Below are 20,318 nucleotides of genomic sequence, written 5' to 3'. Positions count from 1 at the left end.
AACCGATTCAAATCCTGATATGCTGGCTGGGCGGAACCGGGCACTGTACCTTACTTACAGTCCAGGATATCGACAGCAGTGCCCCGTCAAATATCGCCGTGCGCTAAACCCGGTTTGAATATAAAACGCCAGGCACAATAAATGACAATGAGAGCGAGGAGAAAGTCGTGCTAGAAGAATACCGTAAGCACGTGGCCGAGCGTGCTGCAGAGGGCATCGTCCCTAAGCCATTAGATGCGACACAAATGGCAGCGCTGGTTGAATCATTAAAAAATCCGCCAAAAGGCGAAGAAGAATTTCTGTTAGACCTGCTGATTAACCGTGTACCACCGGGCGTCGACGAAGCCGCCTATGTCAAAGCAGGTTTTCTGGCAGCCGTCGCCAAAGGCGAAGCCACTTCCCCCCTGGTTACCCCCGAAAAAGCTATTGAATTGCTAGGCACCATGCAGGGCGGTTACAACATTCATCCGCTGATCGATGCGTTGGATAACGAAAAGCTGGCACCGATCGCTGCCAAGGCGCTTTCCCATACGCTGCTGATGTTTGATAACTTCTACGACGTAGAAGAAAAAGCCAAAGCCGGTAACCCGCACGCCAAGCAGATCATGCAGTCCTGGGCCGATGCCGAATGGTATCTGTCACGTTCACCGTTGGCGGAAAAGATCACCGTAACCGTGTTCAAAGTGACTGGTGAAACCAACACCGACGATCTGTCACCGGCGCCGGATGCCTGGTCACGTCCAGATATCCCACTGCATGCTTTGGCCATGCTCAAGAGCGAACGTGAAGGCATCTTCCCGGATCAGCCGGGTAGTGTTGGCCCGATCAAGCAGATTGAAGAACTGAACAAGAAAGGTTTCCCGCTGGCCTACGTCGGTGACGTAGTCGGTACCGGTTCTTCCCGTAAGTCCGCCACCAACTCGGTGCTGTGGTTTATGGGCGACGACATCCCTTACGTGCCGAACAAGCGCGGTGGCGGTGTGGTGCTGGGCGGCAAGATTGCGCCAATCTTCTTCAACACGATGGAAGATGCCGGTGCATTGCCGATCGAAGTGGACGTCTCCGACCTGAATATGGGCGATGTGATCGACATCTTCCCGTACAAAGGCGAAGTGCGTAATCATGAAACCGGTGAACTGGTTGCCAATTTCGAGCTGAAAACCGATGTGCTGTTGGATGAAGTACGTGCCGGTGGCCGTATTCCTCTGATTATCGGCCGTGGCCTGACTACCAAGGCGCGTGAAGCGCTGGGCCTGCCGCACAGCGAAGTGTTCCGTATTGCCAAGCCGATTGCGGCTAGCAACAAGGGCTTCTCACTGGCACAGAAAATGGTTGGTCGTGCCTGTGGCGTTGCCGGTGTTCGCCCTGGCGAATATTGCGAACCTAAGATGACCTCGGTCGGTTCACAAGATACCACCGGCCCGATGACCCGTGACGAGCTGAAAGATCTGGCTTGCCTGGGCTTCTCTGCCGATCTGGTGATGCAGTCGTTCTGTCATACTGCCGCGTACCCGAAACCGGTGGATGTGACGACTCACCATACGCTGCCGGATTTCATCATGAACCGTGGTGGTGTTTCGCTACGCCCTGGCGATGGAGTGATCCACTCCTGGCTGAACCGCATGCTGCTGCCGGATACCGTCGGTACCGGTGGTGACTCCCACACCCGCTTCCCGATCGGCATTTCCTTCCCGGCCGGTTCTGGTTTGGTGGCTTTTGCTGCTGCGACCGGCGTGATGCCGCTGGATATGCCTGAGTCAGTGTTGGTGCGTTTCAAGGGCAAAATGCAGCCTGGTATCACCCTGCGTGACCTAGTGCATGCCATCCCTTACTACGCGATCCAACAGGGTCTGTTGACCGTAGAGAAGAAGGGCAAGAAGAACATCTTCTCTGGCCGCATTCTGGAGATCGAAGGTCTGCCGGAACTGAAAGTCGAGCAGGCGTTTGAACTGACCGATGCTTCGGCAGAACGTTCCGCCGCCGGTTGCACCATCAAACTGGATCAGGCACCGATCGGCGAATATCTCAGCTCTAATATCGTGCTGCTGAAGTGGATGATCTCCGAAGGTTATGGCGATCGCCGTACCTTGGAACGTCGTATTCAGGGCATGGAAAAATGGCTGGCGGATCCACAGTTGCTGGAAGGCGATGCGGATGCAGAATATGCCGCCGTGATCGAAATCGATCTGGCCGATATCAAGGAACCTATCCTGTGTGCGCCGAACGATCCAGATGACGCGCGCCTGCTGTCCGATGTGGCTAACAGCAAGATCGATGAAGTATTTATCGGTTCCTGCATGACCAACATCGGTCACTTCCGTGCGGCGGGTAAACTGTTGGATCAGCATAAAGGCCAACTGCCAACTCGCCTGTGGGTGGCTCCGCCAACCAAAATGGATGCAGCCCAGTTGACCGAAGAAGGCTACTACAGCGTCTTTGGCAAGAGCGGGGCACGTATCGAAATTCCTGGTTGTTCACTGTGTATGGGTAACCAGGCACGCGTGGCGGATGGTGCGACCGTGGTATCCACGTCAACCCGTAACTTCCCGAACCGTCTGGGTACCGGTGCCAACGTTTATCTGGCGTCCGCAGAGCTGGCGGCGGTAGCTTCCCTGCTGGGTCGCCTGCCAACCCCAGATGAATACCAGACCTATATGGCGCAGGTCGACAAGACGGCGGCGGATACCTATCGCTACCTGAACTTCGACCAGTTGACCCAGTACACGGAAAAAGCCGACGGTGTGATTTTCCAGACCGCAGTGTAATTCGTTACTGAGTTGGCATCATCACGGGGAGCCTTTGGGTTCCCCGTTTTTTTGTGATCGCATCCCACTTCTGGCGAAATTAACCGATTGATTAATATTAACTAAATAGAATTGTTACTCTCAGGCTAACAAACCCGCTGCCTGCTTGATTGATGGTCCTCTCCTAGACTCTTACTCTACCCCTACTGAACAGAACCAAGTAAACCCAGGAGGTTGAGGTATGTCGCTTCATCAAAGCCCCACACGCGTTTGGGATACCCGGCGGCAGGAAAAAAAACGCCGCATCGCAAGTGTGCAAGGGCAGTCGCAGGGCAAAGTGATCCCCACTGCCGATCTGACCAGCGTGTTGGAAAAGCTGCTGGTTTCTGGCGATCGGGTGGTGCTTGAAGGCAATAACCAGAAGCAGGCCGATTTTCTCTCTCGTATGCTCGCCGAGGTCAACCCAGCCAAGGTCCACGATCTGCATATGATCATGCCAAGCGTTGGCCGTGCCGAGCATCTGGATATTTTTGAGAAGGGCATCGCCCGCAAGCTGGACTTTGCCTTCTCAGGCACCCAAAGCTTACGTATTTCTCAATTGCTGGAAGATGGGCAGCTAGAAATCGGCGCCATCCACACCTATATCGAACTCTATTCCCGCCTGTATGTCGATCTGGTGCCGAACGTGGCGTTAGTGGCCGGGTTCAAGGCTGACCGCCACGGCAATCTGTACACCGGGCCAAGCACCGAGGATACCCCGGCACTGGTGGAAGCCGCTGCGTTCAAAGACGGTATCGTCATCGCACAGGTTAACGAGCTGGTCGATGATGAAACCGACCTGCCAAGGGTCGATATCCCCGGTTCCTGGATCGACTTTGTGGTCGTCGCTGACAAGCCGTTCTTCATTGAGCCGCTGTTTACCCGCGACCCGCGCCTGATCAAGCCGGTGCATGTGTTGATGGGGATGATGGCGATTAAAGGCATCTACGCCAAACACCAGGTGCAATCGCTGAACCACGGCATCGGTTTTAACACCGCCGCCATCGAGTTGCTGTTACCTACCTACGGTGAGCAACTAGGCCTGAAAGGCAAAATCTGTAAGCACTGGACCCTGAACCCACATCCGACCCTGATCCCGGCAATCGAAAGCGGTTGGGTAGAAACCGTGCACTGCTTTGGGGGTGAGCTGGGGATGGAAAACTACATCGCAGCTCGCCCGGATATCTTCTTCACCGGTAGCGATGGCTCCATGCGTTCTAACCGGGCGTTCTGTCAGATGGCTGGCCAGTACGCCGTCGATATGTTTATCGGCTCCACCTTGCAGATCGATGGAATGGCTCATTCCTCGACCGTGACGCGTGGTCGTCTCTCTGGTTTTGGCGGTGCGCCGAACATGGGGCATGACCCACATGGTCGTCGTCATGCGACACCGGCCTGGCTGGATATGATCGAAGAGCCGGATCCATTGGCCCGTGGCCGCAAGCTGGTGGTGCAGATGGTGGAAACCTTTCAGGCTGGAGCCAAACCGACCTTCGTTGAAAAACTTGATGCCGTCGATGTGGCGCAAGAGTCGAGTATGCCGTTGGCACCGGTGATGATTTACGGCGATGACGTGACCCACGTTCTGACCGAAGAGGGGATCGCTTATCTGTATCGAGCACGCTCTCTGGAAGAACGCCGTGCGATGGTGGCGGCGGTAGCGGGTATTACCGATATCGGGCTGGGCGTGGACGCTAAACGTGTGGCTGAGCTGCGCCGTGAAGGCAAAGTGGTGTTCCCGGAAGATCTCGATATTCGCCGCACCGATGCTTCGCGTTCTTTATTGGCCGCAGGCAGCGTCGCGGATCTGGTCGAGTGGTCCGACGGTCTGTACAACCCGCCAGCTAAATTCCGGAGCTGGTAATGAAACTTTCCCGCTGTTTGAACGCCTCTGATGCGGATGTTGTTGCCGCACGGCTGGCAGAGTTTGCCACGCAGGCGCTGGTGGATGAGGCTCGCCTTAGCCCGAAACCGGGGCTGGTGGATGCCCGAGGTTCTGGTGCACATCAGGATCTGACGCTGGCGTTGATGGAGCGTTCAGCCAACAGCCTGAAGCCCGTCTTCCACCGTTTGGCGATTGCCGGTTGGCAGCGCCCGGCAGACAGCGCGTTACGCCAGGAAGTGGGCCGGATTGGCCGAGAAGGCGAACAGGTGATGATGGCTGCCACCGCCGGTGTTAATACGCATCGTGGCGCGATCTGGGCGCTGGGCCTGCTGGTGACGGCGGTGGCGATGCAAGGTGGTCACGCAACGCCATCCGGCAGTTGCGCATTGGCCGCCCAGTTGGCGCAGTTAGCGGATCACGCCAGCCCTAAGGTGTTCAGCAAGGGCTTGCGCGCCACTCAACGCTATCAGGTCCCCGGCGCGCGGGAAGAGGCTCAACAGGGTTTTCCACATGTGATGCAACGGGCGCTGCCACAACTGTGGCGCAGCAGGAGCCTGGGGGCGAGCGAACCCGCCGCACAGATTGATGCCTTGATGGCCATCATGACCACCCTGAGCGATACCTGTGTGTTGTCGCGCGGTGGCTTAACGGCGCTGAACGCGATGCAGCAGGGGGCCGCCGAGGTACTGCATGCCGGAGGATATCAGCATCCGGCAGGGCAGGCGGCGTTGGCCAAACTGGAACAACGGCTATTGGCGAGTAACGCTTCACCCGGTGGCGCGGCCGATTTGCTGGCTGCGGCGCTGTTCCTCGATCGGGCTACGGCCCGCTGAATAATCAATCCAGAGGATGTTATGGAACATATCGATTTGAGTTATCCGGCCAGCATGACGCTGCCGGGTAAGGCACTAACCGGCGTCGTTGGCTCCGGTGACATGGAGGCGCTGTTTGAGCCTGCGACTGATGGCACTCTGACAGTAACGATCAAAACTTCCGTAGACGGTAGCCGGCAGCGTTGGCAGCACCTGTTTGAACGCCTGGCTTCATTGCGTGATTTACCTGCCGGGCGCTTGGAGATTAACGACTTCGGCGCTACGCCTGGGGTGGCTCGGCTGCGTATCGAACAGGTATTTGAGGAGGCCGCTCATGCGTGATGACATCAGCTTTATCGAACTTAGTGCCCGTGAACGTGCCCGCAATCTGCTGGACAGCGGCAGCTTCCGTGAACTGTTGGGGCCATTTGAGCGCATTACTTCACCTTGGTTGGAACCACAGGGTATCGTCACCCAGGCCGATGACGGCATGGTGGTCGCCAAAGGCACCATTGACGGTAGACCGGCGGTGGTCGTGGCGGTAGAAGGGGCGTTTCAGGGTGGCAGCATGGGGGAAGTCTCCGGTGCCAAGATGGCCGCAGCCCTGGAACTGGCGGCAGAAGATAACCGCAACGGTATTGCGACCCAAGCCGTATTGCTGCTGGAAACTGGCGGCGTGCGCCTGCAAGAAGCCAACCTGGGGCTGGCGGCGATTGCGGATATTCATGCGGCGATTGTCGATCTGCGCCGTTATACCCCGGTGGTAGGCATTATTGCCGGTACCGTCGGCTGCTTTGGCGGGATGTCGATTGCGGCAGCATTATGCAGCTATCTGATCGTCACCCGTGAAGCGCGGCTGGGATTGAATGGCCCACAGGTGATTGAGCAAGAAGCCGGTATCGAAGAATACGATTCCCGCGATCGGCCTTTCATCTGGAGCATGACCGGTGGTGACGTGCGTTATCGCAGCGGCTTTGTCGATGAAGAAGTGCCAGATGCGCTGCATGCGGTTAAAACGGCGATGACAGACTGCCTGCAACGTGGCGTACCTGCTCAGCACCGTTCCGATAATTATCAATATTACTTGCCGAAACTGTCGCAGTTTGACACCCGCCAACAGGCGGATGCGGCAGTCATTGCTCAACTGTTTGCTGCGGAGGGTCGGGTATGAGTGCGTCATCATCAAGCCGTGGAGAGTATTGGTTCTCTTTACTGACGGCGGGTGCCGAACAGCGCCAAGGACAGTGTGCCTCGATCCGGGTCGCCGACGGGGAACTTGAAGGCCAACCGGCGCGTTTTATCGCCGTGGTGCCGGATGCGAATAACCATTATCCACGGGCCGCACGCGGTGAGGTGGGTTTGCTGGAAGGCTGGACGTTGGCTCAGGTCGTCAGTGAAGCCGTAGCGGCTGACGTTGGTAAAGCGCAAAAGCGTGCCATCGTAGCGGTGATCGATGTGCCAAGCCAGGCCTATGGCCGCCGGGAAGAAGCCTTTGGTATTCATCAGGCGCTGGCCGGTGCGGCCGGGGCTTATGCCAAGGCTCGGCTGGCTGGCCATCCGGTGATTGGTCTCATCGTCGGTAAGGCCATGTCGGGTGCCTTCCTGGCACACGGCTATCAGGCCAATCGTTTGATCGCTTTCAACGATGCTGGCGTGATGATCCATGCGATGGGTAAAGAGTCTGCCGCTCGCATCACGCTGCGTTCTGTGGAGGCGTTAGAGAAGCTGGCAGCAACCATTCCACCGATGGCCTATGACATTGAGCATTACAGCTCGCTGGGTCTGCTGGAACAACTGCTGGATATCCGCGACCCGCTGCATGCCACTGAGCAGGAGCTTCATCTGGTACGCCACGCGGTGATCCAGGCGATCGCTAAAACCCGCAGTGAAGGGGTAGGTTTAACTAACCGCCTGGGGGCAGACAACCGCCACAGTTCTGCACTGGTGCGTGAACGTATGCGCGCAGAGTGGTAATGCCACGCCAGCCATTTTTACGTCAGAGTTCAGGATATTAACAACACCCGCCGGGCTATGCGTTCCAGCCCGGCACATAGCAACACCTGCAAATAAAAATATAACTAATACCATCGCACCTGATCTGACTGATTTTTTCTTTTTAACAGGTGATTTATGACATACGTAATTATTCATGCTTTGGCACCGATTTTCGTCATTATGCTGCTGGGCTTTTTTGCCGGTAAGGCAAAAATGGTCGATAACCAGAACGTCTCGTTACTCAACATCTTCGTGATGGATTTTGCCCTGCCTGCGGCCCTGTTTGGTGCCACCGTACAAACGCCTTGGGCGGGGATCGTGGAGCAGTCGCCGCTGATCGTGGTGTTAGTGCTGGCGATGTGGATCACCTATGCGGCGATCTATTTCATCTGTACCAAGATCTTCCATAAGTCTCCGCAGGATGCTGCGGTACTGACGCTCACCGTTGCGCTACCCAACTATGCCGCGCTAGGCCTTCCGATCCTCGGCAGCGTGTTGGGGGAAACACCGGGAACCTCGTTGTCCGTGGCGGTTGCTATCGCCTGCGGTTCGGTACTGATGACGCCGTTCTGCCTGCTGATCCTCGAGCGCGAAAAGGCTCGTGCAGCCGGTGCGGCTCAAGGTTCTTCCCTCGGCATGTTGCCAGTGCTGATGTGGCGTTCGGTGAAAAAACCTATCGTCTGGGGGCCGCTGCTTGGGGTGGTGCTGTCGGCCATAGGTATCCATATGCCTGAAATGGTGCTGGCGGCAATCAAACCGCTTGGCCTGTCAGCCACGGCGACGGCGCTGTTCCTGACCGGGGTGATCCTGTCCGCCCGTAAGCTACAGATCAACGGCTCGGTGATCCTGTCGAGCGTGACCAAACTGTTGATCCAACCGTTTATTGCCTGGGGGCTGGTGTTGGCACTGGGCCTGCACGGTAGTGTGGCTATCACCGCTATTTTGATGATTGCGCTTTCCGCCGGTTTCTTCGGGATCGTCTTCGGTAACCGTTTTGGCGTGCAGTCGCCGGATGCCGAAGCCACGTTACTGATCAGTTCCGTGTTGTGTATCATTACCTTACCGCTGTTTATCACCCTGACCTCAGGGATGTAACTGGAGAAGCCGATGATTCGCCCGCATGACCTGATTTGGATTAATGACCGTGCTGCCCTTGGCGCCAACGAGGCGTTGCCGGAATGGGTTAGCCAACAGTGGCGTACCTCGTTACCGTTGGTGGTACGGCGGGATCTGCAAGAGGGCGGGCGAATACCGGTTGGTATCCGAGGTATGAAACGCAGCCAGCGCGCTGCGGCCTGGGTGAGCGAAGAGGCTATCCGGCGCATCGTGACGCCGGAGTCTTTAGTGAGTGAACCCGTTGCGTTGCTGCACTCGACTTTTGTTTCCCAACAGCCGGTGCAGGCGCTCATTATGCTGGCTCAGCGGCCTTGGCCGTGGGCCTGGGGCGTAACCGGCAGCTGTGGTTATGCGCTGGCGACCGAAATTCCGGTAATGCACGCCGACAGCGATCTGGATCTGGTGGTTCGCTGTCCGCAGCCAGCCATCCTAGATGATTTGCAGCGGCTGGCAATGTGGTTGCAGGCTCTGCCTTGTCGAGCCGATGCCCAGATAGAGACGCCGTTGGGCGGGTTTGCCCTGAGTGAATGGCTACGGGATGGCCGAGCGATGCTGAAAACCGCCGCTGGCCCGCGATTAACGAGGGAGCCGTGGGCCAGTTCTCAGGAGGACTGATGAAGATTTTATTTACCTTTCCCGGGCAAGGGCCGCAGGTGCCGCAAATGCTGCACCAACTGCCGGCCAACGAAACGACCCGGCAGCTGTTAAGCGCAGCCAGCGCCGTGCTGGGGCAGGATGTCCTGACACTGGATAACGCCGCAGCTTTAGAGAAAACCCGTGCGGTACAGCTATGTTTGCTGATCGCCGGTGTCGCCTACGCGCGGGAACTACAGCAGCAGGGGATCGCGGCAGATTTTGTCAGTGGATTATCCATCGGCGCTTTTCCGGCTGCGGTGATCGCCGGGGCGTTGACATTTTCTGATGCCGTGCGGCTGGTGGCGTTGCGTGGTCAGCTAATGGAAGAGGCTTATCCGGCAGGATACGGGTTGGCGGCGATTGTCGGTTTGCCGTTGCGCCGGGTAGAAATGCTGATCGCGCAGGTGAACAGCAATGAGTCGCCGGTCTATCTGGCCAATATCAATGCCGAAGACCAACTGGTGATTGCGGGGAGCGAAGCCGCGATGGCGCAGGTCATGGCGCTGGCAAAAGCCGCAGGGGCGGCCAAGACGCAGCGATTGGCGGTAAGCGTCCCTTCCCACTGCGCCCTGCTGGTACAACCGGCTGAGAAGCTGGCACAGGCCATGAAACAGGTCAGCCTCAACCGGCCCAAGATTGCTTATCTCAGTGGCAGCACTGGGCGCGTGTTGTGGCAGCCAGAACGGATTGCCGACGATTTGGCCTTTAATATGGCGCGCACCGTACGCTGGCATGAGGCGATGGTGGCGGCCTATGAACGGGAAGTCCGTCTGGCGATCGAGATGCCACCGGGCGCGGTATTGACGGGATTGACCAAAAAAGTGATGGAACAGGGGGAAGCGCTGTCCCGCTGTCAGCTAGGTCTGAAAGCGGTATGCGGCATAGTCGCCAAGTATCAGCGCGATTGATGCCCCTCACCCCAACCCTCTCCCCAAAAAGGAGAGGGGGCCAGTTCAACGTCATTGGCAGCTAATGTGGCAGTACGTAGGGGCGCTGCATGCTGCGCTCGAAAGTGGCACGTTCAGTCCCCCAGTGGGAGAGGGTTAGGGTGAGGGGAGGCGGCTAGCTTTAACCGCGAGCATACATCCGCCCTTCCGCCGTCAATGCCAATAGATTCGGATCCTGCTGCTGATTGCGGTTGAACACCAGCGCGATGGTCTGGCGCATCTGGTACTGTTCGCACAGTGGCAGTAATTGCAGCGTGTGCTCATACATCTTCTTCATCCGCCCTGGCACCAGCGTATAGCCTACACCGGCCTGTACCAGGCTGAGCATAGAGAAAATATCGTTCACCCGGGTGACGATTTCCGGCTCAAAACCGGCGATCTGAAACGCTTCGCTAAAACCGTGGTAAGTGGCAAAACCTTCGGTCAAGGAAACAAACTTCTGGCTGCGGAAGTCTTGCAGATCTGCCGTGCCATTGCTGTTTAGCGCCGATGCTGCCGGTGCGGCAAGATAGATATCATCCTCGAATAGCGGCAGGATCTCAAAGCGCAGTGGATCGATCTGGCTGTCCGAAACCGAAATCAGAATGGCATCCAGCAGTTGATTCTCCAACTGGGCCAGCAGATCCTCATTCGATCCCATTGTCAGGCTGATCTCCATGGCAGGGCGACGTACCTTCAGCCCCATGATCAACCGTGGAATGGTTTCCAGCGTGAGGGAGTAGAGCGTGCCGATGCGCATGCGTTGCTGGCCAAATCCCGCCTTCAGCCGAGTTTCTTCGATGCCTTTGTAAGTCAGATCCACAATATCGCGAGCGTATTCTGCCAGCGTTTGCGCTGCGGGCAGCGGCAGCAGGTTACGCCCTTTATGGATAAACAGCGGACAGCGGAAACCCTCTTCCAGGGTATGCAGCGCCCGATGCACGCTAACGCTGCTCAAACCCAGCTGTTCTGCGGCCCGGGCAATATTTTCCTTCTCCATAAACGCCAGAAAGATTTCCAATTTTTTCAGGGTGATTTCGCTGTCGATCATCGGCTCAGGCTTGGTTGCGGGGAAATGAAGCTCATGATAGCAAGGATCCCGCACCGATAGCAGGCCATGAGAGCCTTCCCAAGCCCAGGGGTAAACCGTTATATTGCGCCGCAGTTTATTTGGCCCAATCGATCAACTTTGCGAGCGCCCGCTGAGATAGTGGCGAATTAAGGGTTACACTTATAAAAAAGCTCAGGAGGGCATGCTATGGATTACGAATTTCTGCGTGACGTAACCGGTCAGGTGGTGGTCAGATTTTCGATGGGGCATGAGGCCATCGGCCATTGGATCAATGAAGAGCTCAAGGGTGATTTTAATCTGCTGGATCGCATCGAAGCCGGTGCGGCAGGGGTTAAGGGCAGTGAGCGCCAGTGGCAGTTGGAAGGCCACGAATACACGTTGCTGATGGACGGAGAAGAGGTGATGATCCGCGCCAACCAGTTAGAGTTTGAAGGCGACGAAATGGAAGAGGGGATGAACTACTATGACGAAGAGAGTCTCTCTTTCTGCGGTATCGAAGATTTCCTGACGGTACTGAAGGCCTATCGCACCTTTATGCTGAACTACTGATTTTCCAACGGGCGCGGCATGCAGCGCCCCTGCATAGTGAGTCTCAGGCGGTCGATTTCCGGCCGCCTCCCTCCCTGCTGTAATGACCAAATAAAATAATCATGTTACTGATTTTTTAATCTGCGACACAGCGCGCATTTGTTATATTTTTGATTTAATATAGTCATTTTGATTAAAATAAATCAAAGCGACGAGGGTAGGATGAAAATTAAGGCGGCAATAGAGAAAATCCCTGGGGGGATGATGGTCGTCCCACTGGTGCTTGGCGCAATGATCAACACCTTTGCTCCACAGGCGCTGGAGGTGGGGGGCTTTACCACAGCATTGTTCAAAAACGGCGCGGCTCCGTTGATCGGGGCCTTCCTACTGTGCATGGGGGCCGGGATCCATATCAAGGCTGCGCCTAAATCGCTGCTGATTGGCGGCGGGATCACTTTTACCAAATTTGTTGTGGCAGTGGCTCTAGGATTTGGCGTCGAGAAAATGTTTGGCGCCGATGGTATCTGGGGGCTTTCCTCTGTGGCGATTATTGCCGCAATGAGCAACACCAACGGCGGATTATATGCTGCACTAGCCGGGGAGTTTGGTACGGAGAATGAAGTAGGTGCAACTCCTCTGATGTCGCTGAGTGACGGCCCGATCCTGACGATGATCGCGCTGGGTGCGGCAGGTATGGCAAACATTCCGGTGATGTCGATTGTGGTGGTGTTGATCCCAATGCTGATTGGCATGCTGTTGGGTAATCTGGACCCTCAGATGCGTGAGTTCCTCACCAAGGGCGGCCCACTGTTGATCCCATTCTTTGCGTTTGCACTGGGGGCCAACATTGATTTGGCCATGCTGCTCAAAGGCGGCTTGGCAGGCATTCTGTTAGGAGTGCTGACTACCCTGTTCGGCGGTTTCTTCAATATCAAGGCCGATCGTTTACTGGGCGGTACGGGTATCGCCGGTGCGGCTGCTTCCAGTACGGCAGGTAACGCGGTGGCGACACCGTTGGCGATTTCTCAGGCCGATCCCGCCTTGGCCGAAGTGGTGGCGGTGGCTACGCCACTGGTCGCGACATCGGTCATTGTGACCGCACTATTGACGCCGATGCTGACCTCATGGGTAGCAAAACGCAATCAGCAACGAACCAAGGCTGTGGTTGGGGAGGAACTGCCATGAAGATGATCGTGATTGCCGATGACTTTACCGGTGCCAATGATACCGGTGTGCAACTGGCGAAAAAGGGAGCACGTACCGATGTGGTGCTCAACGAGCTGCCGCACTCTACCCGGCGCACGGATGTGTTGGTGCTCAACACTGAGAGCCGGGCATTATCTCCAGAAATGGCAAAGGAAAAGGTGAGCGAAGCCCTGAAGCCTTACTGTCAAAGCGAGACGCCGCCTCTGGTGTATAAAAAGATCGACTCGACCTTTCGCGGCAACGTGGGGACGGAGGTCGAGGCGGCGATTGTCGCCAGCTGTGCGCAATTGGCTATCGTTGCCGCCGCCATCCCCGCAGCGGGTCGGGTAACGCTCAATGGCGAATGCCGGGTTCACGGCATACCGTTGGTGGAAACTGAGTTTGCCAGCGATCCGAAAACGCCGATCGTCTCTTCTCATATCAAGACGTTGATTGGCTTGCAGACCGCCTATCCGATCCACGAGCTGGATTTGCAGATAGTACGCAGCGGTAAGCTAGGCAGCGAATTATCTCACCTGAGTCAGGCCAGGCCAGCGATCGTGGTCGTGGATGCCGAAACCGATGGTGATTTGGCACAGTTGGCGCAGGCAATCCAGCAACTCAACTGCCGTTATTTGCTGGTGGGCGCGGCGGGGTTGGCAAATGCACTGCCAGCCAGCAGCTATCTGGCGGCTCGCCAGCGTCTGCCTGTGCTGGTGGTGGCCGGTTCGATGAGTGAGGCTACTCGGCAGCAGATTGTGTTTGCCGCAGAAGAAAAGTCGCTCGGCATTCTGGATATTGATGTCGAAGGCTTGTTACAGCCTGACAGCCAGCCTGCGGTAGATGACATTATCCGCCAGGCGGCCTGCGTGCTACGCGATCGGCAACACTGCGTGTTACGCACCTGTCGGGATGCCGATGCCCGCCAGATGATCGATACGCTGTGTGAAAAGTATGATCTCTCGCGCCAGCAGTTAGGCGACAAAATCAGCCAGACGCTGGGTACGATCACCTTATCGATCATCAATCAGGCCCAGATTGGCGGTTTGTTCCTGACCGGAGGCGATATCGCCATTGCCGTCGCCAGAGCGTTAGGCGCGGAAGGCTATCGGATCACCAGTGAAGTGGTGCCTTGTGTACCTTGCGGAACGTTCGTCAACAGTGAGATCGACGATCTGCCGGTGATCACCAAGGCCGGCGGATTTGGCAGCGCGTCAACGCTGCGGGATGCACTTTATTATATTGAGGAGATGTACAGTGGCAAATAACACGATTGCGGTCACCATGGGCGATCCGGCAGGCATCGGGCCAGAGATTATCATCAAGGCGCTGTCTGAAGGCGAGCTGGCGGGAACGCCGGCGGTCGTGGTGGGCTGTCTGCAAACGTTGCAACGTATACAGGCATTGGGGATCGTGCCAAAAGTGGAGTTGAGGCCGATCCAGCAAGTTTCGGAGGCACGCTTTACGCCCGGTATTATCAACGTCATTGATGAACCGCTGGAGGACCCCGCAGCGCTGACACCAGGGAAAGTGCAGGCACAGGCGGGCGATCTGGCTTACCGATGCGTAAAGCGTGCCACCGAACTGGCCATGGCAGGTGAGGTCATGGCCATTGCTACCGCGCCGTTGAACAAGGAGGCGCTGCATCTGGCCGGGCATCTGTACCCAGGCCATACGGAGCTGCTGGCAACGCTGACCAACAGCCGCGATTACGCCATGGTGCTTTATACCGACAAGCTGAAGGTGATCCATGTCTCTACCCACATCGCTTTGCGTAAATTCCTCGACACGCTGAGTGCCGAACGGATTGAAACTGTGGTGACGATGGCGGACACTTTCCTCAAACGCGTTGGTTTTAAACAGCCAAGGATCGCGGTGGCCGGGGTTAACCCCCATGCGGGTGAAAATGGCCTGTTTGGCGACGAAGAGATCAACATCGTCAGCCCGGCGATTGCGGCAGTGAAACAACGTGGTATTGATGTGACTGGCCCATGCCCACCGGATACCGTGTTCTTGCAGGCCTACGAGGGGCATTACGATATGGTGGTCGCCATGTATCACGATCAGGGGCATATCCCGCTCAAGCTGCTGGGCTTCTATGATGGGGTTAACATCACGGCAGGCCTGCCGTTTATCCGGACTTCTGCCGACCATGGCACCGCGTTTGATATTGCCTGGACAGGTAAAGCCAAGTCTGAGAGCATGGCTATCTCGATTCAATTAGCCACTCAGTTGGCGTGATAGCGCGGACGTCATGAAGCCACAAACTCGCCAGGATCAGATTCTGGAATACCTCAAAGCCCATAATCTGGTCACTGTTGAGCAATTGGTCAGCGCTATCGATGCTTCTCCTGCTACCATCCGGCGTGATTTGATCAAGCTGGATGAGCAGGGGATCATTAACCGCAGCCATGGCGGCGTGGCCCTCAACCGTTTTATCCCCGCACAACCCACCACCAATGAAAAGCAGCTGCGAAACCCGCAGGAGAAACGCGCGATCGCCCAGTATGCTGCCACTATGGTTAAAGCCGGGGATGCAGTCGTGCTGGATGCAGGCACCACCATGCTGGAATTGGCGCGGCACTTGACCCATCTCCCGCTGCGGGTGATCACCGCCGATCTGCATATCGCTCTGTTTCTCTCAGGTTTTAAACAGATCGAAGTGACCATCATCGGTGGCCGGATTGATGATAGCAGCCAGTCCTGTGTCGGCGATCATGGGCGCAGATTACTACGTGGAATTTACCCGGATATTGCGTTTGTCAGCTGCAACTCGTGGAGTATTGAGAAAGGCATTACCACCCCAACCGAAGAGAAGGCGGGCTTGAAGCAGGATCTGATGGCCAATGCCCGCCAGCGGGTGCTGCTGGCAGACAGCAGCAAATATGAGGCTTACTCGTTATTCTGCGTGACCCCGCTAGGCAGCCTGACGGATATCGTCACCGATAAGGCGCTGCCTGCCATCGCTCAACGGCAACTGGCCGATCTACCTGGTGGCCTGCATTTGGTATAACGTCCAGCGCAAGGTGTTAAATCTGTTGGGGCGCAGCATGCAGCGCCCGCCCGCGATCACAGGTGCGGAATATTGCGCCCGTAGTAGATCTCCTGCATCTCTTTCCACAGCAGATCGGTGATCCTTTTACGCTCTGTCACGCTCAGCTCATCCGGCTTGGCATTGAACAGGTAGTGTTTCAGATCGAAATCCTTCAGCAACATCTTGGTGTGGAAGATGTTCTCCTGGTACACGTTGACATCCATCATGTGGTACAGCGCCTTCATATCCTCAGACATAAAGTTCTGAATCGAATTGATCTCATGATCGATGTAATGCTTCACGCCATTCACATCGCGGGTAAAACCACGCACCCGATAGTCCATGGTGACGATATCGGATTCCAACTGATGGATCAGATAGTTCAGCGCCTTGAGCGGTGAAATCACGCCGCAGGTAGAGACCTCGATATCGGCACGGAAGGTGCACAGGCCGCCTTCTGGGTGGCTTTCCGGGTAGGTGTGGACGCAGATATGGCTTTTATCCAGGTGAGCGACCACGGTCTTGGGTAGCGGCCCAGGGTGTTCGGAAGTATCCACGTCTTTGGGATCGACCGGCTCTTCGCTCATCAGAATGGTCACGCTGGCGCCTTGTGGATCGTAATCCTGGCGGGCGACGTTGAGAATATTGGCACCAATGATCGAGCAGGTTTCACTGAGGATCTCGGTCAGGCGGTTGGCGTTGTACTGTTCGTCAATGTAGGCGATATAGCCATCGCGATCGTCTGCGGTTTTGGCGTAACAAATATCGTAAATACAAAAACTCAGGCTCTTGGTCAGGTTATTGAAGCCGTGCAGTTTTAGCTTTTGCAATTGAGCTCACCTCCTTATCTTCTCGCTTAACGTGGAACGTTCAGTGCGTTGAGCAAATACTGCGGCAGAGCAAAGCTGCCCGCGTGAATCGCTGGATTGTAGTAGCGGCAGTCTAAGCCACTTTGATGAAAGCGGTGTTGCAGCGTGGCGCTATCCAACTGGCGCAGGGCCGGGTTCTGGCTGGCCCAGGCAAAGGTCATGATGCCGCCGTAATAGGTCGGGATCGCCGCCTGATAGAAGCTGACGTCGTTAAAATATTGGCTGAGTTTGCTATGGCTGTTGACCGCCTCGTCCTGCTGCAGGAAGCAGACGCCGTTCTGGGCCACAAAGATGCCACCTTCGTTGAGGCAGCGTGCGCAACCTTCATAGAACGCTGAGGTAAACAGGCTTTCACCGGGGCCGATCGGATCGGTACAGTCAGAGATAATCACGTCGAATTTTTCGTCGCTGTGGCTGACGAAATCGACGCCATCGGCGATCACCAGTTTGAAGCGGGGATCGTCATAGGCACCGGCATTGTGATTAGGTAAGTATTGGCGGCAAAACTCCACCACGCCCGCGTCGATCTCAACCATGGTGATCTGCTCAACGCCCTGATGACGGCAAACTTCACGCAGCATCGCGCCGTCGCCACCGCCGATAATCAGTACCTTCCTGGCATCGCCATGGGCCAGCAGTGGAACGTGGGTCATCATCTCGTGATAGATAAACTCATCGCGTTCGGTGGTCTGCACCACGCCATCGAGAGCCATGACGCGGCCCAGCACCGGATTTTCGAAGATCACCAGATCCTGATGCTCGGTTTGCTCACGAAACAGCACCTGCTCCACCGAGAAGTACTGGCCAAAGTTGGCATGCAGCGTTTCATACCAAATCTCTTTCTGGGTCATGTGCGGGTGACTCCGTAATAACAACCATGAAAAATGAGCGCAACATCATAAACCCTCTGTGCTGCAAATTACAGCAAGATCGGCAGGCGATAGCCAACCCTGCCGGCTATCGCTGGCAGAGTGGGGAAAGCAGAGGGGATTAGTTGGCGTAGGCCAGCAGGCTCAAGGAGTCGCGCGCCAGGGACTTGCACTTATTGGGGGTAGGGATGGCAATGCCGCTGAGATCGCGATAACTGTCTTCACCCAGAGACTTCATATTAAAGCTATTATAGTTAGTCAGATCCCAACGGTTCTGTTGGGCGAAGTAGACGATGGCACGTTTGATTTGCGCGTTAGGCAAATCGTTGTAGCCACAGTCGTTTTTCAGATAGACAAACACTGCGGTCAGATCGGCCAGATCTTCCGCTTCGGATTCATTCAGCGCCAGGCTGGCATTGGAAAAGCCCAGCATAGTCAGCAATAGCAGCAACAACGTTGTTTTTTTCATCATGAAAATAGACCTGTTCAATATTCGCTGACGTTACCACACTTGGCTGGAAAGGCACCAAATTAATTATGCGGGCTTAACACTCCTTAATAGTAGCACTTGACCTTCCACTAGGGTGAGGGTTTAGGCTGCGGCCCTTAAGCTATCGATCACTGAGAAAAGGAACCAGCGATGTTACGCCGTGATTTTATCAAATTGACCGCCGCTTTAGGTGCGGCAAGTGCCTTGCCATTATGGAGCCGTGCCGCCTGGGCCGCCGATCGTCCAGCCTTGCCGATCCCACCGATCTTGACGCCAGATGCACAGGGAAAGATCGCGCTGGCGCTGCAAACCGGCGAGATGAACTGGTTGCCCAACGTCGCCACCCGCACCTGGGGGATTAACGGTGCGTTGCTTGGCCCGGCGGTCCGTTTACAGCGGGGCAAAGAGGTAACGGTGGATATCAGCAATAAACTGCCGGAGGCCAGCACGGTGCACTGGCACGGCTTGGAGATCCCCGGTGATGTCGACGGTGGCCCACAAGCCTTGATCCACCCGGGAACCACCCGCACGGTAACCTTCACTGCCGATCAACCGGCATCTACCTGCTGGTTCCATCCCCACACGCATGGTAAAACCGGCCAGCAGGTGATGATGGGATTGGGTGGATTAGTGCTGCTGGAAGATGACGAAAGCAGCAAATTGCCGTTACCGAAAACCTGGGGTTCCGACGATATTCCGGTGATCCTGCAAGACAAACGCCTGGGCAAAGACGGCCAGATCGAATATCAGTTGGACGTCATGAGTGCGGCCGTGGGCTGGTTTGGCGATCGCATGTTCACCAACGGTGCCAGCTATCCGCAACACATCGCGCCACGCGGCTGGCTGCGTCTGCGTTTCCTCAATGGCTGTAACGCCCGCTCGCTCAACCTGTCTACCAGCGATAACCGGCCTTTATACGTGATTGCCAGTGACGGTGGTTTCCTGGGCGAACCGGTCAAGCTGACCGAACTGCCGATGCTGATGGGCGAGCGCTTTGAAGTGTTAGTTGATGCCTCCGATGGCAAGCCGTTCGATATCGTTACCCTGCCGGTGAAGCAGATGGGCATGACGCTGGCACCGTTCGACCAGCCGCTGCCGGTACTGCATATTCAGCCCTCGTTGGCGCTGGGTGTGAAATCCATGCCGGACAGCCTGGTGAAATTGCCTGCGCTGCCATCGCTGGCCGGTGTGCAGGAACGTTGGCTGCAACTGATGATGGATCCCAAACTCGATATGCTGGGGATGCAGGCTCTGATGGATCGCTATGGTCACCAGGCAATGGCCGGGATGAGCATGGATCACGGTAATGCTGCTGACAGCGCGGCCGGTATGGATCATGGCAAGATGCAAGGCATGGACCATGGCAACATGGCGGGAATGGACCACGGCAAGATGGATCATGGCAGCCCGGCGTTTGATTTCAGCCATGCCAACACCATCAATGGCAAAGCCTTCGATATGACCAAGCCCGCGTTTGAGGCCAAGCGTGGTAAATACGAGAAATGGACCATCTCTGGCGAAGGCGACATGATGCTGCACCCGTTCCATATCCATGGCACCCAGTTCCGCATTCTGTCGGAAAACGGCAAGCCACCGGCGGCCCACCGTGCAGGCTGGAAGGATACGGTGCTGGTGGAAGGCTGGCGCAGTGAAGTGCTGGTGCGTTTTAATCATCTGGCCAGTGCCGGTCAGGCTTATATGGCCCACTGCCACCTGCTGGAACATGAAGATACCGGCATGATGCTGGGCTTTACCGTCGCTGATTAACTTCAACCACGCTGCAGTGGGGCACACCGCAGCGTGTAACTTAGTCTAAGCCAGATCAATCCCTGAAGGTATAAGGCCATGGTTCAAAGCGTTTAAACAAAAATCGATTAAAACCTGGCTGCTTCTTGGTGAAGAACGGACTCGTACCGCAGGATCAATACTCGCCATGCAGAAATAAGTACAGAAGGTATAGTTACGGCGGTATCATCTTGATGGTGTTTAAACCAGTATAAGCGGTAGCTGGTTTCAGGTTATGTAGCCGATAATAGTGTTTTTAGGCAATTATCCCTGATAAGTGTCGAAATGGCGTTGTCGCTCACTGCGAAAAATGGGTCATGTATTCAATGTGTA

19 protein-coding genes are annotated in these 20,318 nt (G+C 56.0%); 15 read left to right on the top strand and 4 right to left on the bottom strand.

From position 1 onward, the window contains the following. Positions 1-167: 167 nt before the first annotated feature. From acnB to mdcH, 9 genes are all read left to right on the top strand, one after another. A complete protein-coding gene (gene acnB / locus U869_RS0125820; RefSeq protein ID WP_025120058.1) occupies positions 168-2,765 on the top strand; it encodes a bifunctional aconitate hydratase 2/2-methylisocitrate dehydratase in 2,598 nt (865 codons plus the stop codon). 220 nt (positions 2,766-2,985) lie between these two features. Continuing rightward, the gene (mdcA, locus tag U869_RS0125815; RefSeq protein WP_025120057.1) at positions 2,986-4,647 is read left to right on the top strand and encodes a malonate decarboxylase subunit alpha; all 1,662 of its coding nucleotides are present in this window, start codon (positions 2,986-2,988) and stop codon (positions 4,645-4,647) included. Beyond that, positions 4,647-5,501, top strand: coding sequence for a triphosphoribosyl-dephospho-CoA synthase (locus tag U869_RS0125810; RefSeq protein WP_025120056.1), 855 nt, complete (start codon positions 4,647-4,649; stop codon positions 5,499-5,501). The genes mdcA and U869_RS0125810 overlap by 1 nt, the downstream gene beginning before the upstream one ends. A 21-nt stretch (positions 5,502-5,522) precedes the next feature. After that, positions 5,523-5,822 carry a malonate decarboxylase subunit delta gene (locus U869_RS0125805; RefSeq protein ID WP_025120055.1) on the top strand — a complete coding sequence of 100 codons (300 nt, stop codon included), beginning with the start codon at positions 5,523-5,525 and terminating at the stop codon, positions 5,820-5,822. Then, the gene (locus U869_RS0125800) at positions 5,815-6,651 is read left to right on the top strand and encodes a biotin-independent malonate decarboxylase subunit beta (protein WP_025120054.1); all 837 of its coding nucleotides are present in this window, start codon (positions 5,815-5,817) and stop codon (positions 6,649-6,651) included. The genes U869_RS0125805 and U869_RS0125800 overlap by 8 nt, the downstream gene beginning before the upstream one ends. Beyond that, positions 6,648-7,454: a biotin-independent malonate decarboxylase subunit gamma gene (mdcE, locus tag U869_RS0125795; RefSeq protein WP_025120053.1), complete on the top strand. Its 807-nt coding sequence runs from the start codon at positions 6,648-6,650 to the stop codon at positions 7,452-7,454. The genes U869_RS0125800 and mdcE overlap by 4 nt, the downstream gene beginning before the upstream one ends. A 156-nt stretch (positions 7,455-7,610) precedes the next feature. Beyond that, complete coding sequence (locus U869_RS0125790; protein ID WP_025120052.1) at positions 7,611-8,570, top strand: AEC family transporter; 960 nt, start codon at positions 7,611-7,613, stop codon at positions 8,568-8,570. Positions 8,571-8,582: 12 nt separating this feature from the next. Continuing rightward, a complete protein-coding gene (locus U869_RS0125785; RefSeq protein ID WP_025120051.1) occupies positions 8,583-9,206 on the top strand; it encodes a malonate decarboxylase holo-ACP synthase in 624 nt (207 codons plus the stop codon). Then, positions 9,206-10,135: a malonate decarboxylase subunit epsilon gene (gene mdcH, locus U869_RS0125780; protein WP_025120050.1), complete on the top strand. Its 930-nt coding sequence runs from the start codon at positions 9,206-9,208 to the stop codon at positions 10,133-10,135. Before U869_RS0125785 ends, mdcH begins: the two co-directional genes overlap by 1 nt. 160 nt (positions 10,136-10,295) lie before the next feature. Here the strand turns inward: mdcH and U869_RS0125775 are convergent, their stop codons facing one another. After that, entirely contained in the window at positions 10,296-11,204 is a 909-nt protein-coding gene (locus U869_RS0125775) for a LysR family transcriptional regulator (protein WP_025120049.1), read from the bottom strand. Positions 11,205-11,411: 207 nt separating this feature from the next. Here U869_RS0125775 and yacL point away from each other — a divergent pair, with 207 nt between their 5' ends. From yacL to U869_RS0125750, 5 genes are all read left to right on the top strand, one after another. Then, entirely contained in the window at positions 11,412-11,774 is a 363-nt protein-coding gene (gene yacL, locus U869_RS0125770; RefSeq protein ID WP_025120048.1) for a protein YacL, read from the top strand. Between the two features lie 201 nt (positions 11,775-11,975). Next, a complete protein-coding gene (locus U869_RS0125765; protein ID WP_025120047.1) occupies positions 11,976-12,938 on the top strand; it encodes a 2-keto-3-deoxygluconate permease in 963 nt (320 codons plus the stop codon). Next, positions 12,935-14,206, top strand: a complete 1,272-nt coding sequence (locus U869_RS0125760) for a four-carbon acid sugar kinase family protein (protein ID WP_025120046.1) — start codon at positions 12,935-12,937, stop codon at positions 14,204-14,206. Before U869_RS0125765 ends, U869_RS0125760 begins: the two co-directional genes overlap by 4 nt. Continuing rightward, positions 14,166-15,179 carry a D-threonate 4-phosphate dehydrogenase gene (locus tag U869_RS0125755; protein ID WP_051588645.1) on the top strand — a complete coding sequence of 338 codons (1,014 nt, stop codon included), beginning with the start codon at positions 14,166-14,168 and terminating at the stop codon, positions 15,177-15,179. The genes U869_RS0125760 and U869_RS0125755 overlap by 41 nt, the downstream gene beginning before the upstream one ends. A gap of 13 nt (positions 15,180-15,192) precedes the next feature. Beyond that, complete coding sequence (locus tag U869_RS0125750; protein ID WP_025120044.1) at positions 15,193-15,951, top strand: DeoR/GlpR family DNA-binding transcription regulator; 759 nt, start codon at positions 15,193-15,195, stop codon at positions 15,949-15,951. A gap of 56 nt (positions 15,952-16,007) precedes the next feature. Here U869_RS0125750 and speD read toward each other — a convergent pair whose 3' ends face one another. The 3 genes from speD to U869_RS0125735 form a co-directional block, all read right to left on the bottom strand. After that, a complete protein-coding gene (gene speD / locus U869_RS0125745) occupies positions 16,008-16,802 on the bottom strand; it encodes an adenosylmethionine decarboxylase (protein ID WP_025120043.1) in 795 nt (264 codons plus the stop codon). Between the two features lie 26 nt (positions 16,803-16,828). Beyond that, positions 16,829-17,692, bottom strand: a complete 864-nt coding sequence (speE, locus tag U869_RS0125740) for a polyamine aminopropyltransferase (RefSeq protein WP_025120042.1) — start codon at positions 17,690-17,692, stop codon at positions 16,829-16,831. Positions 17,693-17,831: 139 nt separating this feature from the next. Then, positions 17,832-18,179: a YacC family pilotin-like protein gene (locus tag U869_RS0125735; protein WP_037408396.1), complete on the bottom strand. Its 348-nt coding sequence runs from the start codon at positions 18,177-18,179 to the stop codon at positions 17,832-17,834. Between the two features lie 171 nt (positions 18,180-18,350). On the opposite strand from U869_RS0125735, the gene cueO reads away from it, so the two are divergent. After that, positions 18,351-19,967, top strand: coding sequence for a multicopper oxidase CueO (cueO, locus tag U869_RS0125730; protein ID WP_025120041.1), 1,617 nt, complete (start codon positions 18,351-18,353; stop codon positions 19,965-19,967). Positions 19,968-20,318 lie beyond the last annotated feature (351 nt).

The sequence above is a fragment of the Serratia sp. H1w genome (assembly GCF_000633355.1).
GTDB lineage: Bacteria > Pseudomonadota > Gammaproteobacteria > Enterobacterales > Enterobacteriaceae > Chania.
Note: the sequence above shows the minus strand (reverse complement) of the source record. Positions and strands in the feature narration are given on the sequence as shown.

Bases quoted from the DNA above. Each gene is read 5' to 3' on its own strand.
- U869_RS0125785 (WP_025120051.1), top strand. From the start codon at position 8,583: ATGATTCGCCCGCATGACCTGATTTGGATTAATGACCGTGCTGCCCTT.
- yacL (WP_025120048.1), top strand. From the start codon at position 11,412: ATGGATTACGAATTTCTGCGTGACGTAACCGGTCAGGTGGTGGTCAGA.
- U869_RS0125765 (WP_025120047.1), top strand. From the start codon at position 11,976: ATGAAAATTAAGGCGGCAATAGAGAAAATCCCTGGGGGGATGATGGTC.
- U869_RS0125760 (WP_025120046.1), top strand. From the start codon at position 12,935: ATGAAGATGATCGTGATTGCCGATGACTTTACCGGTGCCAATGATACC.
- mdcH (WP_025120050.1), top strand. From the start codon at position 9,206: ATGAAGATTTTATTTACCTTTCCCGGGCAAGGGCCGCAGGTGCCGCAA.
- U869_RS0125775 (WP_025120049.1), bottom strand. From the start codon at position 11,204: ATGATCGACAGCGAAATCACCCTGAAAAAATTGGAAATCTTTCTGGCG.
- mdcE (WP_025120053.1), top strand. From the start codon at position 6,648: ATGAGTGCGTCATCATCAAGCCGTGGAGAGTATTGGTTCTCTTTACTG.
- U869_RS0125800 (WP_025120054.1), top strand. From the start codon at position 5,815: ATGCGTGATGACATCAGCTTTATCGAACTTAGTGCCCGTGAACGTGCC.
- U869_RS0125805 (WP_025120055.1), top strand. From the start codon at position 5,523: ATGGAACATATCGATTTGAGTTATCCGGCCAGCATGACGCTGCCGGGT.
- speE (WP_025120042.1), bottom strand. From the start codon at position 17,692: ATGACCCAGAAAGAGATTTGGTATGAAACGCTGCATGCCAACTTTGGC.
- mdcA (WP_025120057.1), top strand. From the start codon at position 2,986: ATGTCGCTTCATCAAAGCCCCACACGCGTTTGGGATACCCGGCGGCAG.
- U869_RS0125735 (WP_037408396.1), bottom strand. From the start codon at position 18,179: ATGAAAAAAACAACGTTGTTGCTGCTATTGCTGACTATGCTGGGCTTT.
- U869_RS0125755 (WP_051588645.1), top strand. From the start codon at position 14,166: ATGCACTTTATTATATTGAGGAGATGTACAGTGGCAAATAACACGATT.
- U869_RS0125750 (WP_025120044.1), top strand. From the start codon at position 15,193: ATGAAGCCACAAACTCGCCAGGATCAGATTCTGGAATACCTCAAAGCC.
- U869_RS0125790 (WP_025120052.1), top strand. From the start codon at position 7,611: ATGACATACGTAATTATTCATGCTTTGGCACCGATTTTCGTCATTATG.
- U869_RS0125810 (WP_025120056.1), top strand. From the start codon at position 4,647: ATGAAACTTTCCCGCTGTTTGAACGCCTCTGATGCGGATGTTGTTGCC.
- cueO (WP_025120041.1), top strand. From the start codon at position 18,351: ATGTTACGCCGTGATTTTATCAAATTGACCGCCGCTTTAGGTGCGGCA.